This is a genomic window from uncultured Shewanella sp. (genome assembly GCF_947501225.1).
In the GTDB taxonomy this organism is placed as follows: domain Bacteria; phylum Pseudomonadota; class Gammaproteobacteria; order Enterobacterales; family Shewanellaceae; genus Shewanella.
Genome location: NZ_CANMUW010000002.1, coordinates 24167 through 41589, shown reverse-complemented (window position 1 = coordinate 41589; position 17423 = coordinate 24167). Strand labels below are relative to the sequence as shown.

The 17423-nt window shown below is 47.8% G+C and carries 8 protein-coding genes; all 8 read left to right on the top strand.

Going from position 1 to position 17423, the window contains the following annotated elements; translation table 11 throughout:
* Positions 1-11 precede the first annotated feature (11 nt).
* The 8 genes from prc (at position 12) to Q1B47_RS03725 (ending at position 17373) form a co-directional block, all read left to right on the top strand.
* The gene (gene prc, locus Q1B47_RS03760) at positions 12-2069 is read left to right on the top strand and encodes a carboxy terminal-processing peptidase (protein WP_299788872.1); all 2058 of its coding nucleotides are present in this window, start codon (positions 12-14) and stop codon (positions 2067-2069) included.
* Positions 2070-2170: 101 nt separating this feature from the next.
* Positions 2171-4738, top strand: coding sequence for an aminopeptidase N (pepN, locus tag Q1B47_RS03755; protein ID WP_299788870.1), 2568 nt, complete (start codon positions 2171-2173; stop codon positions 4736-4738).
* A 120-nt stretch (positions 4739-4858) separates the two neighbouring features.
* Complete coding sequence (locus Q1B47_RS03750; RefSeq protein WP_299788868.1) at positions 4859-5074, top strand: DUF2835 domain-containing protein; 216 nt, start codon at positions 4859-4861, stop codon at positions 5072-5074.
* A 328-nt stretch (positions 5075-5402) separates the two neighbouring features.
* On the top strand, positions 5403-7463 hold the full coding sequence (locus tag Q1B47_RS03745) for a DUF1302 domain-containing protein (protein WP_299788866.1): 2061 nt from the start codon (positions 5403-5405) through the stop codon (positions 7461-7463).
* Positions 7464-7480: 17 nt separating this feature from the next.
* Complete coding sequence (locus tag Q1B47_RS03740) at positions 7481-8845, top strand: DUF1329 domain-containing protein (RefSeq protein WP_299788864.1); 1365 nt, start codon at positions 7481-7483, stop codon at positions 8843-8845.
* Between the two features lie 57 nt (positions 8846-8902).
* Positions 8903-9928, top strand: coding sequence for a YCF48-related protein (locus tag Q1B47_RS03735; protein ID WP_299788862.1), 1026 nt, complete (start codon positions 8903-8905; stop codon positions 9926-9928).
* 16 nt (positions 9929-9944) lie between these two features.
* Positions 9945-12263: an MMPL family transporter gene (locus Q1B47_RS03730; RefSeq protein WP_299788860.1), complete on the top strand. Its 2319-nt coding sequence runs from the start codon at positions 9945-9947 to the stop codon at positions 12261-12263.
* Between the two features lie 265 nt (positions 12264-12528).
* Positions 12529-17373, top strand: coding sequence for an NAD-glutamate dehydrogenase (locus Q1B47_RS03725; protein WP_299788859.1), 4845 nt, complete (start codon positions 12529-12531; stop codon positions 17371-17373).
* The last annotated feature ends 50 nt before the right edge of the window (positions 17374-17423 follow it).

The following is a 17423-nucleotide window of genomic DNA, read 5'->3' as shown; positions in this document are numbered from 1 at the left end:
GTAACTTGTTGATGCGAAAAATTACCCTGGCGGCCTCAATCGCCAGCATTTTTGTAGGATTTTCGGCGTGGGCGTTAACCCCATCAATTCCATTCAGCGAGTTACCCGCACTTTCGCAGGAACCGCAGCACAAGGTAGCCAGTAAGCGCGTTACCGGTCTATTCACTCGTTCTCATTATCACAGATTTGATCTTGATGATGCATTTTCAGAGCAGGTGTTTAAGCGTTATCTTAAACAACTCGACTACCGTCGCAATGTTCTGCTTCAAACCGATATCGATACTTTTGGTGTTTATGCCGATCAGTTTGATGACATGCTTAAAAGTGGAGACTTAACTCCCGCCTATAAGATGTTCGAGCTGGTTCAAAAGCGTCGTTATGATCGATTCTCCTATGCGCTTTCGCTGCTGGATAAAGAGATCGACTTTACGATCCCAAATGATAAGTATCAGTTTGATCGTGAAGATGCCTTATGGTCGAAAGATGAGGCTGAGCTCGATGAGTTGTGGCGTCAGCGAGTCAAATATGACGCGTTAAACCTTAAATTAACCGGTAAAGAGTGGGATGAGATCGTTCCCGTACTGGAAAAGCGTTACAACAATGCGATTAAGCGTCTGAGTCAGACCAAGAGTGAAGATGTTTTCCAGGGTGTGATGAATGCGTTCTCGCGTACCGTAGAGCCACATACCAGTTATCTATCTCCCAGAAATGCAGAGCGTTTCCAGATGGAGATGAACTTAAGCCTTGAGGGGATCGGTGCCGTCTTGCAGATGGATGACGATTATACCGTTATCAAGAGCTTAGTGGCTGGTGGACCCGCGGCGACGAGTGAAAAGCTATCTCCTGAAGATAAAATTGTCGGTGTGGGCCAGGATGGCGAAGAGATTGTCGATGTGATCGGCTGGCGTTTAGATGACGTTGTCGAACTGATTAAAGGTCCTAAGGGCAGTAAGGTTATCTTACAGATTTTGCCTAAGAAGGGCGGTTCTTCGGCTAAGACTTTCGAGGTGACAATTGTCAGAGACAAGATCAGATTGGAAGATCGTGCTGCAACATCTGAGGTGATCACGCCGGAAGAGGGTCAATATGCTAACCGTAAGGTTGGCGTCATTCAGATCCCGGGTTTCTATATGGATCTGTCTAAGGATGTTTCAAAAGAGCTGATCAAGCTGAAAGAAGCTCAGGTAGAAGGTGTCATCATCGATCTGCGTGGTAATGGTGGTGGTGCGCTGACTGAAGCGACGCTATTGACCGGACTATTTATCGAGCAGGGACCGGTTGTACAGATAAGAGACGCCAACGGCAAGGTTTCTCAAAATCGGGATAATGATGGTAGAACGACCTATAGCGGACCTTTGACCGTGATGGTCGACCGTTACAGTGCTTCCGCATCAGAAATTTTTGCCGCTGCATTGCAAGATTATGACCGTGCGCTGATTGTAGGTGAATCGACCTTTGGTAAGGGAACCGTACAACAGCATAAGAGCTTGGGCCGAATCTATGATATGTATGAAAAGCCTATCGGTCATGTGCAATACACCATAGCCAAGTTTTACCGTATTAATGGTGGAAGTACGCAACTTAAGGGCGTTACACCGGATATCTCCTTCCCGAGTGCGTTAGAGCCGGGGGAATATGGTGAGGCCGAAGAGGATAATGCACTGCCCTGGGATAAAGTTCCTGTCGCGCAGTACGGTACTCTCGGTGACATTAACCCTAACTTGATCAGCAACCTTACGGTCAAGCATGATGCGCGTATTAAGCAGGATGTTGAGTTCAGTTATATCTATCAGGATATTGCCGAATTTAAAGCGCATCATGACGAGAAAACGGTCTCTCTTGTCGAGAGTGAGCGTATTGCGGAACGTGAAGCCAATGATAAGAAGCAACTTGCTCGCTTGAACGAGCGCCGTATCAGTCAGGGCTTAAAAGCTGTCAAGTCTCTGGACGAGGAGACTGAAACTGATGAAGATGAACTTGTTACACCGGATGCCTTCCGTGATGAAACGGTTTATATCACTCTCGATATGGTAGATATCGAACGAGTTGCTAAAAACGAAGCAAAATAGCTTAAGTTAATTAATTAAAAACGCGCTTCCGGCGCGTTTTTTCATATCTGTTACATTCAAAATCAGTGTTTGAAGTTTCTTAAAGGATCTGAGGCCTATATATGACAACAATGAATGCGAAGTATCTGAAGGACTACCTTGCTCCCGCTTTTACCATTACCCATATTGATCTGAATTTTCATCTTGATGGGGCTGAAACATTAGTTACCGCAACAAGCCGGGTTGTACGAAAAGACAAGCAGTCTACCACCTTGGTTTTAGACGGAGAGGGGATCGAGCTGGTCTCCGTTAAGGTGGCGGGTGAAGAGGCTGATTATAGCCAACAGGAAGGTAAGCTTAGCATCGAAACTCAAACAGATGAGTTTGAGTTAGAGATAGTGACAAAACTGGATCCCGAGGCGAACTCAAGCCTCGAAGGCCTGTATATGTCCGATGGCGCATACTGTACCCAGTGTGAAGCCGAAGGATTCAGACGGATCACCTACTTCCTCGACAGGCCCGATGTGCTTGCGGTATATAGCGTTCGTATCGAGGCCGAAGCCGAGGCGTTTCCCTATCTCTTGAGCAACGGAAATTTGATTGAGAAGGGAGAAGCAACACCGGGACGTCACTATGTAAAATGGCACGATCCATTTCCTAAACCGGCATACCTGTTTGCCCTGGTAGCCGGTGATTTCGATCTGCTTGAAGATGAGTTTGTGACCTCAAGTCAGCGCCCGGTAAAGTTACAGGTATTTGTCGATAAAGGTAATCTGCATAAGGCTCATCATGCGATGTCATCGCTGAAAAAATCGATGGCCTGGGACGAGTCCAGATTCGACCTCGAGTACGATCTGGATATCTACATGATTGTCGCGGTCGACTTCTTCAATATGGGGGCGATGGAAAACAAAGGCCTCAATGTTTTCAACACAAAATATGTGCTTGCCGACACGAGTTCCGCCACCGATGAGGACTATCATGGTATCGAGTCTGTTGTCGGCCATGAATATTTTCATAACTGGACCGGTAATCGCGTTACCTGCAGAGACTGGTTCCAACTGAGTCTTAAAGAGGGGTTAACGGTATTCAGGGATCAGGAGTTCAGCTCGGATCTGGGCTCGCGGGCGGTCAACCGAATCCATGCAATCAAGGTGATCAAGAATCAACAGTTCGCCGAAGACTCCGGCCCGATGGCGCATCCTATTCGCCCGGAATCTGTGATTGAGATGAATAACTTCTATACGGTTACCGTCTATAACAAAGGCGCCGAAGTGATCCGCATGATGCATACCCTGCTCGGCGAGGACTCTTTCCAGGCTGGAATGAAGCTCTATTTTGAGCGTCATGACGGCCAGGCGGTGACCTGTGATGACTTTGCTGCTGCGATGCAAGATGCCAGCGGTATCGATCTGACCTTGTTCAAGCGTTGGTATAGCCAGTCAGGTACCCCGGTTGTTACTGTGACAGAAAAATATGATGCCGAAGCTGAGAAGTACTCCTTGCTCATCGAGCAGTTGACGCCTCCGACAGCGGATCAAGCCGACAAGCAACCACTTCATATTCCTTTCGATCTGGAGTTGCTTGCCGCCGATGGCACCTCGATGCTGAGCAAGGTATTGGATGTGAAGGAGGAGAGCCAGGAGTTTACCTTCGAAAACATTGCCCAAAAGCCTGTGCCGTCACTGCTACAGAACTTTTCGGCACCGGTTAAGCTGGACTTCTCCTACTCAATAGAGCAGTTAGTGCACCTGATGCGCTATGCCGGCAGTGAGGTGGCGCGTTGGGAGGCATCGGTTGCTCTTATCAGTCAGTCAATCTGGGAGAATGTGGCTCATCTTAGCCAAAATCAGGCCATGCATGTGGATCCTCGTGTTACCGATGCCTACCGTGGTGTGCTGCTCAGTGAAAAGTTAGACCCGGCGCTGGTTGCTGAAATTTTCACTCTGCCATCTGTTTCTGCATTAATCGAGCAAGTTGACTCGGTCGATCTTGACCTGCTCTCTACCGCACGTGCCTATGTGGTCGAAGAGGTGGCAACGGCGTGTGAAGATGAGCTGCTGAGCCGTTATCGCGAGCAGGCAGGCATCGATGACGCGGGTTCCAGAGCCCTTAAGAATATCTGTCTGCTGTTACTGCAGAAGGTATCTGAGGAGCATCAGGTATTTGCAAGGGCTCAGTATGAACAAGCCGAAAATATGACTGACAGTCTCGGTGCACTGCTGGCACTCAACGGTGAGGAGTCGGAGATGAGAACGTCACTGATGTCCGATTATGAAACTAAGTGGAGCGATACCCCGTTAGTGATGGATAAGTGGCTCTCTTTGCAAGCGACCTGCAGATCGAACACCTGTTTAGCCCAGCTGAAAAAATTAACAGAGCATCCATCTTTTAGTTTTTCCAATCCTAACAGGGTACGTTCACTCATCGGGGCATTTGCAGCAGCCAATACCGAGCAGTTTCATAAAATCGATGGCAGTGGCTACGCGTTTTTAACCGATACGATTATCAAGCTTAATAAACTGAACCCACAGGTGGCGGCCAGGATAATAACGCCTTTGATCCAGTTTAAGAAGTTTGATCAAGCCAGGCAGTCTCTGATGAAAGCATCACTGGAGCGGATTTTGGGAATGGATGAATTGTCCAAAGATCTGTATGAGAAGGTGTCAAAGGCGCTCGACAGTAAGTAAGTCGTCTCGAGTTAGTATTGAGCTTTGCTCTTGGTTTATGACCCCCTCGCGGTAGATGTGAGGGGGTCATAACACTTTATTGCAGTTTGTTAAGTGTTCCTATTACCTTAGTTTAAGAATATGATTTTTTACTTTTCAATCAATGTCAGTTTCCATGAATTTCAAAGATACTATCAGGGGCATGTCGATAAAGTAGAGGTTCACGACAGCCAGGGAAGGAAACTTTGGATTAATGGACGTCACTTTCGTCAATTTCTCACACGTTCGGGTGTGCAAGGTGATTTTAAATTAGAGCTTACCGATAAAGGGGAGTTGGTTTCCTTGCAGAAAATTTAACTCTCTCGGCTAGAGTAATTACTTCAAACGACTGATTGGTATCCTGCTGCCAAACAGTCGTAATTATTTTCATCTAATCTACTGTTATTCCTGTTTTTTTTATTTCACCTTCGCAAAGCACACTCTCCCAATGCGATGAATTTAAATCAAGCGTTTAAAATATTGTTTTATTTCCAGCTAAACTACTTAAATCTTTAGAAGATTTTCTCTCATTGTGTCTTGCTCATCAGATGTAAATGCTGTAACAATGGTGTTACCTGTAAGCTAACAAGATGTTGGTTATCAATTCCTATAACAAGAATCCAGCAGGTTATGGAGAGAAGCTAAAATGAAAAAGGTTATAAACGGCTTTAACAAGTCGACGCTTGCTTTGGGGATCGTTGCGGCGCTGAGTATGGGAGTGACTTCCAGCGCCAATGCAGTATCTTTTGATTGGGGCGAAGTGCAAGGAACATTCGATTCAACCTGGTCAGCCGGTGCGAGTTGGCGGGTCGAGGGGAGAGATTGGGATAACCATATTGGTAAAGTTAACCATCCCAGATTTGATTGGTCCAACTACTCAGCGTTCAATAATACGAAATATACCTCCGCCGAGATTTGGGCTCAACCCGGGTCATATTCCAGTAACGGTGACTTGAGTAATCTGCTCTATTCTCAAGGCGATACCACGGCCATGGTGTTCAAGGGTTTACACGAGCTTTCGCTCAAGTACAAAAACTTCGGCCTCTTCGCCCGTGGCATGTATTTCTATGATCAGAAAGCCAACAATGGCGACTATGGTTACAGCGATCCGTTAACGGGTAAAGAGTATGACCCCTGTATGGACTCTGAAGCCTCGAAAGTACAGTGTAAAGATATACGCTTACTCGATGCATTTGTTTATGGTGACTTCGACTTCAACGAGGGGGCCAATCCACTTTCTATCCGTATCGGTAACCAGGTTGTCTCATGGGGTGAGAGTACCTTGATCCCCCACGGTATCGGTGTGATTAACCCTGTCGATCTCAATATCCTCAATGCGCCGGGCGCAGAGCTTAAGGAAGCGTTCAGACCTCAGGGCATGGTGTGGGCATCATTTGGCATGACAGATGAGCTTTCTGTAGAAGCCTTCTATCAATATGACTGGGAACCGGTATGGGTACCGACACCGGGCTCATACTTCTCGACCAACGATTTCGCCGGTTATGGCGGATATGGCCAGAATGCTCAGTTAGGTTTCCAGGCAAACCCGGATATGAATCTGGAGTTCCTCGAGGCGGAATACAATAAACTGGCACAGATGGTTATCTCGGGTAATTATGACGATGCGACGCTTGGTGCATTAGCTTTAGCCTATCCGACGAAGGCGACACTGGTACAAGATCAGGCAAGTGCCAGCGATTCTGGCCAGTATGGTGTCAAGCTGGGTTACTACTCGCCGGAGCTGTGGGAGACCGAGTTTGGCCTCTACTACATGAACTACCATAGCCGCAGACCCTTGATTAGCGGTACAACAGCCGACTTCGGTCAACTGGCGATTGGTAAAGATCTTGCTAAACTCGGTGCACTCGCTGCCACCGGTGGAAGCGTCGATCGTGACTTCTTGCTTGGACTCGATACCTTCTCCAAGGCGCAGATCGAATACCCTGAAGATATTAAACTCTATGGCTTCAGCTTCAACACCTTGATAGGCGATACCTCGGTTGCCGGTGAAATTGCTCACCGTCAGGATGAACCGCTGCAGATAGATGACGTGGAGCTGCTCTTTGCCGCTATGCCACAGCAGTTGGCTAATGCCGGTATCCGACCTGACTTTGACGGTATCTCACAATATACCTCCTATGTCGATGACGTAGGCCCGGGTGAGTATGCCGAGGGCTATATACGTCTGGACACCACTCAGGCTCAAGCGACCTTTACTCATCTGTTTGGTCCTACCTTTGGCACAGATAATCTGGTTATGCTGGCCGAGATAGGCGGTGTCTGGATCCACGACATGCCAGGTTTCGATGAGCTAAGACTCAATGGCCCGGGCACGGCTCGCTCAGGTGGCAATCCGGATATGCCGGGCATTATCGAAGGTGTCCATAACGGACCCGAGACCAACCCATTCCCTACCGATTTTGCCTGGGGTTATCGTCTGGTCGCCAAAGCGGATTACAACAACCTGTTCTCTGGGATCAACATGTCGCCCCGCGTGATCTTCTCGCACGACGTGAAGGGGATCACGCCCGATCCTATGTTCCTGTTTACCGAGGGTAAAAAAGCAGTCTCGGTAGGTGTGAACTTCGATTACCAGAGTCGTTGGGGAGCAGACTTCTCCTATAACAGCTTCTTCGGTGGTGTAGGCACGACAAACCAGATGTCAGATCGTGACTATGTGTCGTTCAACATCAAGTACTCAATCTAATCACAAGGACAATAACAATGAATAAACTTGGGATATTGTCGGCGTCTGTGATACTAGCGCTGACTACACCTGCCGCATTGGCAAAAGTTACAGATGCTGAAGCTGCTAAGCTCGGAACCGAGTTAACACCGCTCGGTGGTGTTAAGGCGGGTAATGCGGATGGTTCGATTCCAGCCTGGGACGGCGGGATCACCTCTGCCATTGCCGGCTATGAGAAGGGGATGCATCATCCCGATCCTTTCCCTGAGGATAAGATAGAATTTACCATCACCAATGCCAATAAAGATCAATATAAGGCACATCTGACCGACGGCCAGAGAAAGCTGTTCGAGCTTTACCCTGATACCTTCAAGATGAATGTCTATCAGACTCGCCGTACCGCTTCGGTGCCTCAGTTTGTCTATGATGCGACTAAAGCCAATGCGACCCGTGCCGAGCTGGTTTCTGACGGTAATGGTGTAAAAGGCGCATCTATCGGCGTGCCATTTCCCATGCCTAAGAATGGCTTAGAGGTGATCTGGAACCATGTGCTTCGTTTCCGTGGTGTCGATGTTGAAACGGCCCGTAGTCAGGCGGCACCGACAGCCAGTGGTAGTTATACTTTGGTTGAAACAGCCGAGGAGATCCGTTTCCAGTATTCACGCCCGGAGATCACCTTAGATAAACTCAACGCTTCAAATACCCTGTTCTATTTCAAGCAGGTTGTAACGCAACCGGCGCGACTTGCCGGAACGGCGTTGCTTGTAAAAGAGACGATGGATCAAGAAGCACTGCCTCGTCAGGCATGGACCTACAATACAGGCCAGCGCCGAGTCAGAAAGGCGCCTAATGTGGCTTTCGATACGCCGGGTTCGGTCTCAGATGGCTTGAGAACAACGGACGATTTTGACATGTTTAACGGCTCACCGGTTCGCTATAACTGGGAGTTGATCGGTAAGCAGGAAGTATATATTCCATATAATGACTACAAGCTGCATTCCGATAAGCTTAAATATGATCAGATCATTCACCCCGGACATGTTAACCCTGAATTTGTTCGTTGGGAGAAGCATCGTGTTTGGATAGTTAAGGCTCAGCTAAAAGATGGTATGCGCCATATCTATAAAACACGTACCTTCTACATAGATGAGGACTCCTGGCAGGTATCTCTTGCCGATATCTACGATAATCGTGATGAGTTGTATCGTGTCGCATTCGCACATGCCATCAACTATTACGAAGTACCGACACACTGGAGTACGCTCGAGGTGTTCCATGATCTTCAATCTCGCCGTTATATAGCAATGGGGCTGGACAACGAAGGCCGTATGTATAATTTTGATGCCAAGCTGAGTGAAGCTAACTTTACTCCTGCGGCATTAAGACGTGCCGGTATTCGTTAATTCTCCCAAACAAAAGGGGGTACCTCAGGTACCCCTCTATCTCTTAAGGAAGTCTGTATGTTGTTTAGCATGCTTCGATTTGTCTCTGTTAGTTTAATCGCTGTCTTCTTATTTCAAGCCGGTGCTATGGCAAGCGATACAAATGGTTCAAGTAGTCAAATTCAGCCATTGGCCTTAGAGTCAATCATCCTCGACATCGCCACAAATGGAACGACAACGGTAGCCGTTGGTGAACGAGGACATGTTTTCGTTTTTGACGCAGATAAAACTGTTCCATGGAAGCAGGTGCCAACGCCGACCGACGCGCACCTGACCAAGGCGTTTTTCATTACACCTCAACTTGGTTGGGCTGTAGGCCACGACGCGACCATTATTCATACCAAAGATGCCGGTCTTACCTGGCACAAACAGATGGGGGCACCGGAGATTGAGAAGCCTCTGATGGATATCTTCTTCTTCGATGAATCAAATGGCGTCGCAATAGGTGCCTATGGCTTGTTTTACAGAACATCAGATGGCGGCGACAGCTGGAACAGTGAATATCATGAGGAGTTACTGTTTGAGGAGGATGTCAGTTATCTGGCCGAGCTAAAGGCAGAGGATGAAGCCCTGTATCTTAGCGAACGCAGCACCTTGCTGCCGCACTTTAATCGAATTATTTCCATGACAACGGGACGACTCATCATGGTTGGCGAGCTTGGGTTAGTCGCCATCTCAGATGATCATGGCAAGTTGTGGCAGAAAATAGATTTCACCTATGAAGGTTCGATGTTCAATGCCGTTCAAAATAACGGCGCCATATTCGTGATGGGGCTCAGGGGGCATATCTTTCAAACTGATCTGCAGATGGGCAGCTGGACTGAGGTGGTGCTACCTGTGAAGTCGACAATTAATGGCGCTATCTCCAACGACGACGGAGGGCTAACTTTAGTCGGTAATGCCGGTGTGATCATCGATCTGCCTGTCGCCGGAGAGAGCCGGATAATCGAGCAGCGTCAGGGAGAAAACCTCGTCGCTATAAATCAAGATCCACAGGGACATATTTGGGTGGCAGGAACCAAAGGCCTGTTCGAATTAAAATAATAATAGGATCCTAAAGATGTTAGATAAAATGGTAAATGGACTTGAATCCTATCTATTCAGGCATAGAGCATTTGTAATTCTTGTTTTTCTTGCGGCAACCGTATTTTTAGCCTTTCAGGCCAGCAACCTGAGGATGGATGCGGCTTTCATAAAAAATATTCCGCTTAATCATAGCTATATGCAGACCTACCTTAAGCACCAGAAACAGTTTGGTGGTGCTAACAGTATTATGGTTGCGGTCGAAGATAGCAGTGGCGACATCTTCAACGAGCGTTTCTTCGATGCGCTAAAGAATGTGCATGATCAACTGTTTTTCATTCCGGGTGTCGACAGGGCACAGGTGAAGTCACTCTTCTCGCCATCGACACGATTCACTGAGGTGGTGGAAGATGGGTTTGCCGGGGGACCGGTGATCCCGGCAGATTTTTCCACAACCAGTAGCGGCTTAGCCGTTGTCAGAAATAACATTGAAAAGGCGGGAATCGTCGGTCGTCTCATTGCCGAAGATTACTCAGCGGCTATGGTGACAGCTCAGTTGATGGATTTTGATCCTCAAACCGGCGAACCTCTCGATACCCTGGCGTTTGCTGAGCAACTCGAACAGGAGTTGCGTACGCAATATGAGAATGATGATATCAAGATCCATATCATAGGCTTTGCCAAGATGGCCGGTGATGTTGCCGATGGCGCCAAAGGGGTCGTGCTGTTTTTCCTGATCGCGATCATTGTCACCGCAATCATGGTATACCTGTTTTCCAAGTCAGTCGTGCTAACCATATTGCCCCTGGGGTGCAGTTTAATTGCGGTGATCTGGCAACTGGGTTTATTGACCGTTCTGGGTTTTGGCTTAGACCCTATGTCAATTTTGATCCCATTTCTGGTTTTTGCCATTGGTGTGAGTCACAGTGTGCAGATGATCAACGCGGTCAGGCGTCGTGTTGCCGATGGTAAGTCAACTAAATCGGCGGCGGCATCGGCGTTTAGAAGCTTGTTGATCCCGGGCGGAATCGCACTCCTGTCCGATACCATAGGTTTTTTAACCCTGCTTGCAATCGATATCGGCATTATCCGTGAGTTGGCAATATCGGCCTCTTTGGGAGTCGGGGTGATCATCTTAACCAACTTGATCTTGCTGCCTCTGGTGATCTCATATACTCAGGTGACGCCACCAAAAAGGTCTCACGATCCCTCCAACGATGGAATCAACCATATATGGAAGAGACTCTCTGCATTTGCAACCACTAAATATGCTATTTGGGTGCTGGTTATTACCACAGGCCTATATGCACTCGGTGCTCATCAAGCCAGCTTGATGAAGGTTGGTGATCTGCAGGGGGGAGCTCCGGCGCTGCATTTCGATTCCCGATACAATCAGGATACTTTCTACATAACAGATAAGTTTTCAATCACAACCGATGTGATGACAGTGATAGTAGAAGCATTTCCTGAGGCGTGTACCTATCACTCCGTCTTGTCTGAGATCGATGAGTTTGAGTGGTTGGTTCGTAACACACCTGGTGTCGAGTCCACGGCTAGCCTGGCATCGGTCGCAAAACGGGTGAACGCGGGCTTCAACGAAGGAAACCCTAAGTGGCAGGTGTTACCGCGCACGACGGCGAGCCTGGTACAGGCCGTTGGCCGGGTACCCACCACCTCGGGGCTGTTAAATGGTGACTGCTCGGTCATGCCGGTATATCTGTTCCTGAAGGATCATAAAGCCGAAACCATCGAGGTGGTGATAGATAAAGTTAAGGCGCTTTCGGCTCAGATGGACTCGGACAAACTCAAGTTTAAGTTGGCTTCCGGCCCTGTTGGGGTTATGGCTGCAACCAATGAGGCGGTGGCCGAAGCACAATTGCCTATGATGCTCTATGTGTATGGTGCAGTATTTATTCTCTGTTTGCTGAGCTTCAGATCCCTGCGTGCAACCGTATCCGTCGTGTTGCCGCTATATGTGGTCTCCACTCTGGCTCAGGCACTGATGACACAGCTGGATATCGGCCTGGCCGTGAGTACTCTGCCGGTGATCGCTTTAGGCGTGGGCATAGGTGTCGACTATGGTATCTATATTCTTTCTACCATGGCGGTCAGGTTAAGGGATGGTATGCCGGTTCAGGAGGCTTATTATGAAGCCTTGGTTGAAAGGGGAAGTGCGGTTATATTCACAGGCCTTACATTAGCCATAGGTGTAAGTACCTGGTTCTTCTCTGCACTTAAGTTTCAAATGGATATGGGTATCCTGCTGACATTTATGTTTTTGGTAAATATGTTGGGAGCCATAATTATTTTGCCTGCAATAGGGGCATTTTTCTGGCGAAAACCCAAAGCGTCATAGGGATAGAGGGAGCTTCGGCTCCCTTTTTTATTGGCGTAAGTTTGCATAGTTACGCTGCAATGCCGATTGTTTTCTCATCTTTAGTATAAAAATAGCGCTATTACTGGTTTTGCAGAGGCTCAACCACTAAAATAACACTCGAAAAATGGCTGGTTTAGTAATAGACTTCCCGCATGACCTAGGTCACATTATCCGGCCCGGTCATTTGTACAAGCATCCCAAAAAATTATAAAAGCGCTGCCATAGACCCTAAGGAAACAGCAACATGGCCTTGAAAGATGCAATGCCTTCAGTACTACTGGAAAATGTAGTCAACCTAATTCATTCAAAAGTTCCCAACACTCAATCTAAACAAGTAGAGCAACTTGCGGCTTGCCTTTATGCTCATATGTCGAAAGACGACCTTAATGCCCGTAATGACAGTGACCTGTATGGCGCGGTATTAAGTTTATGGAATGCCGCAAATGTCACTCCTAAGGGTGAGTCACATATACGTGTATTTAACCCGAGTCAGTCTAAACATGGCTGGCAATCGACTCACTCCATTATCGAAGTTATCCATCCAGATATGCCTTTCCTTGTCGACTCTGTCGGCATGGCGCTCAACAGAATCGGGATCACAGCCCACGCCGTTCTGCATACACCTCTTTCAATAAAAAGAACAAAGGGGATGATCACGCAGGTTCAATATGGTGATGAAGGTAGTGATAAGTTTGAACGTGTGGCCGTGTTCCTGATCGAGATCGATAGACAGAGCAGTGACAAGGATATCAAACAGTTAGAAAAAGAGATCGAATCTGTCTTAGGTGATGTGGCCGCGTCGGTAAACGATTGGGACTCCATGTCTGCTAAATTAAATGATGTCATTACTGAGCTCGATACACGTCCATATCCAGGGCATAAGAGTGAGAAAGAAGAGGCGATAAACTTTCTTAAGTACCTCAATGACCATCACTTTACACTTCTGGGCTACCGTAGGTATGACCTACGTAAGGTCGAGGGAGATCTGGAGCTGATCCCAGATACCTCTACCAGCCTTGGACTGATGAATATTCCCGGCAAGCCAAAAAATGAAAATGGGCTGCTGCTCTCCAAGTTGTCTGAAGGGGCGCGTCGGGAGGCGCTGGATAACAGCTTATTAGTTCTGACCAAGAGCAGTGAGAAGAGTCGGGTCCATCGTCCGGCCTACGTCGATTACGTCGGTGTTAAAATATTCGACGACAAGGGCAATGTCATTGGGGAAGACAGGTTCTTAGGACTGTATGTTTCAAATCTTTATAACCGCAGTCCTCGCGAGATCCCGCTGTTAGCGGAAAAAGTGCAACGGGTACTGGACCGTTCAGGATTGACCCCAAGTTCTCACGACTATAAAGCCTTGATGCACATTCTGGAGACATTACCCCGTGATGAACTTATCCAGGGGAATGTGGAGCAGTTGGCCCGTGTTGCACATGGCGTGCTGGAGATGCAGGACAGAGACAAGCTGAAGCTGTTTGTTCGTAAGGATGGTTTTGGCCGCTTCCTCTCTTGTCTGGTTTATGTCTCTAAAGACAGATATAACACCAAACTGCGTGAAGATACTCAGCGTATTCTGGGGCAGCATTTTAACAGCGAATCGGAAGTTGAGTTTACCACTTACTTTTCAGAATCAACGCTCGCCAGAACTCATTACATAGTGAAAGTCGACAATAATAATATGGATGTGGATGTGGCTGCCATCGAAAATAATTTAATTGAAGCTGCCCGCTCTTGGGAAGATAAGCTCAACGATGCATTGAGTAGCGCTCAGGGTGAAGAGTTAGGTAAGAGTCTTAGCAAGCGATACATCAACGCCTTTCCCCGTAGCTATAAAGAGGATGTACTACCGAGCTCTGCTGTCGTCGATATTCAGTACCTGGAAGCGCTGGGCGATGATCTGCAACTTGGGATGCTCTTCTATCAGCCTCAGGAAACCGCGCTGAATAACAGTAAGGTACGTTTGAAGTTATTCCATAAAGATGAGCCTATTCATCTTTCTGATGTTCTGCCAATGCTGGAAAACTTCGGTCTGAGAGTGATCAACGAACGACCCTATGAGCTTAAGACCGCCGATGGGGCCACCTATTGGATCCTTGATTTCTTAATGACAGTGCAGGGCACCTCTACCGAGAGCATCGCCGACAGCCAGCATCGTTTCCAAACTGCATTGTCAGAAGTGTGGAGAAAGAAGCTTGAAGATGACGGCTTCAACCGCTTAGTGTTAGCGACAGGCCTGGGTGGCCGCGAAGTATCGATTCTACGCGCCTATGCTAAATATATGCGCCAGATCGATGCGACATTCAGTCAAGCGTACATCGAAGAAACTTTCACTAACTATCCGCAGATCGCTGATTTGCTGGTTAAGATGTTCATTCGTAAGTTTAACCCGAAACTCAAGACCCGTACGCTGAGTAAGTTTGTTGAGCAGATTGACCAGCGCTTAGAGGATGTGTCCAGCCTCGATGATGACAGAATTATTCGTCGCTATCTGGATCTTATCAATGCCACCTTGAGAACTAACTTCTATCAGGTGAGTGAAACGGGTGAAGAGAAGGGTTACCTTTCATTCAAGTTTGCACCGGAAGAGATCCCAGAGATGCCTCGTCCGTTGCCCAAATTTGAAATATTTGTCTACTCGCCGAGAGTAGAAGGTGTACACCTTCGTGGCGGTAAGGTTGCGCGTGGTGGACTTCGTTGGTCAGACCGTCGCGAGGACTTCCGTACCGAGGTTTTAGGCCTGGTTAAAGCGCAGCAGGTTAAGAACACTGTAATTGTGCCTGTGGGTGCGAAAGGTGGTTTTGTTTGTAAACAGCTCCCCACAGAGGGGGGGCGTGAAGCATTCTTTACCGAAGGGCAGGAGTGCTATCGCCTCTTCATTCGTGGTCTGCTGGATATTTCGGACAATATTATCAATGGTGAAATCGTGCCGCCTGCAAATGTGGTACGTCATGATGAAGATGATCCCTATCTGGTTGTTGCAGCAGATAAAGGTACGGCGACCTTCTCGGACATCGCCAATGCCATCTCCGAAGAGTATAACTTCTGGTTGGGCGATGCCTTCGCTTCCGGTGGCAGTAATGGTTACGACCATAAGAAGATGGGGATCACGGCCCGTGGTGCCTGGGAGTCGGTTAAACGTCACTTCCGTGAGATCGGTATCGATTGCCAGACCACAGATTTCACCTGTCTAGCGGTGGGCGATATGGCCGGTGATGTATTCGGTAACGGTATGTTGTTATCTAAGCACACGCGTCTGGTGACTGCCTTTAACCATATGCATATCTTCATCGACCCTAACCCGGATGCGGCTTCGAGCTATGAAGAGAGACAAAGGCTATTTGATCTGCCTCGTTCAAGCTGGGAAGACTATAACAAAGAGCTTATCTCTAAGGGCGGTGGCATATTCCTGCGTTCGGCTAAGTCTATTCCTCTGTCTCCCGAGATGAAGAAGATGCTTGAAACTAAGAAAGCATCGATGACACCGACTGAGCTGCTGAAAGAGCTGCTGAAGATGAAGGTGGATCTGATCTGGAATGGCGGCATCGGTACCTATGTAAAGGCATCGAATGAAACCCATGCCGAAGTTGGCGACAGGGCAAATGATGCACTGCGCGTCAATGGTGACGAAGTTCAGGCCAGAATCATAGGTGAGGGTGGTAACTTAGGTTGTACTCAGCTGGGTCGTATCGAATATACCAGCAACGGTGGACGCATGAACACGGACTTCGTCGACAATGTCGGTGGTGTTGATTGTTCGGATAATGAGGTCAACATTAAGATCTTGTTGAATGCCCTGGTTGCCGATGGCGAGATGACGTTGAAGCAGCGTAATCGCCTGTTGATCGAGATGACCGATGAAGTGGGTCGTATTGTCCTACAGGACTGTAAAGACCAAACCCGAACCATTTCGGTGACACAGGTCCGCGGGGCAGAGCAGCTCAAAGAGCAGATCCGCTTTATTCACTATCTTGAAAAAGATGGCAAGCTGGATCGTGGCCTGGAGTTTATTCCGACCGACGACGAGCTGGCAGAGCGTCTGGCAAATGGTAAGTCGTTAACCAGACCTGAGCTGTCGGTCTTAGTTGCCTATGCCAAGATGGTGCTTAAAGAGCAGTTATTAACGCCGGAAATTACCGATGATCCATTCCTGAGTCAGCTGTTGATCGCCTACTTCCCTCAGCAACTACAGGAGAAGTACAGTGATAGAATGGCGGCACATCCGCTTCGTGCAGAGATCATCGCGACATCGCTTGCCAATGAGCTGGTGAATGATCTGGGACTTAATTTTGTTCAACGTATGCAAGATGAGACCGGTGCCTCAGTAGCCGAAGCCGCTATTTGTTACACTATGGCTCGTGAAGTATTTGGTTTATATGATTTAACCAAAGAGATCACTTCATTAAATGGTATTATACCTGCGGTTGTTCAAGGTGAAATGCTACACCAGATCCGCCGTAATATTCGTCGAGCTTGCCGCTGGTTCCTACGCCATCGCAATCGCAACCTGACTATTGAGCAAACGGTGGCATTTTATGAGCCGGTATTCGCCGATTTACGTGCGAATGTTCATAAGTATATGGTTGAAGACGAATTGGAGGGCTTACGTTCAGAAATAGCCGCCTTGATGAAAGAGGGCGTTACTGAAGATGTGGCCACCCATGTTGTTAACATGAGTACTCTATTCTCTGCACTGGATATCGCACAAATAGCCGAAATCGAAGATAAGTCAGTAGCTTTAATTGCTGAGACTTACTTCAAGCTGGGTGCACGTGTCGAGTTACACTGGTTCTTAGACCAGATTAGTGCTCAACCGGTTGCGAACCACTGGCAAGCGCTTGCAAGAGCCGCCTTTAGAGAAGAGTTAGACTGGCAACAGCGTTCATTGAGCTCAGTGGTGCTGCGAGCCTGTACATCTACTTGTGATGCAGAAACGATAATCACGCAGTGGATCGACTCCAATCAGGGCTTATTGGAGAGATGGTTCCACATGCTTGCTGACTTCAAGACTTCGCAGATTCATGAGTTTGCCAAGTTCTCGGTCGCATTACGTGAATTAAACCTTTTGATACTTCACTGTGAAGGTCAAAAGTAAACAATAATAATTAAACAGCCCTGGCAATTGCCGGGGCTTTTTTCGGTCTA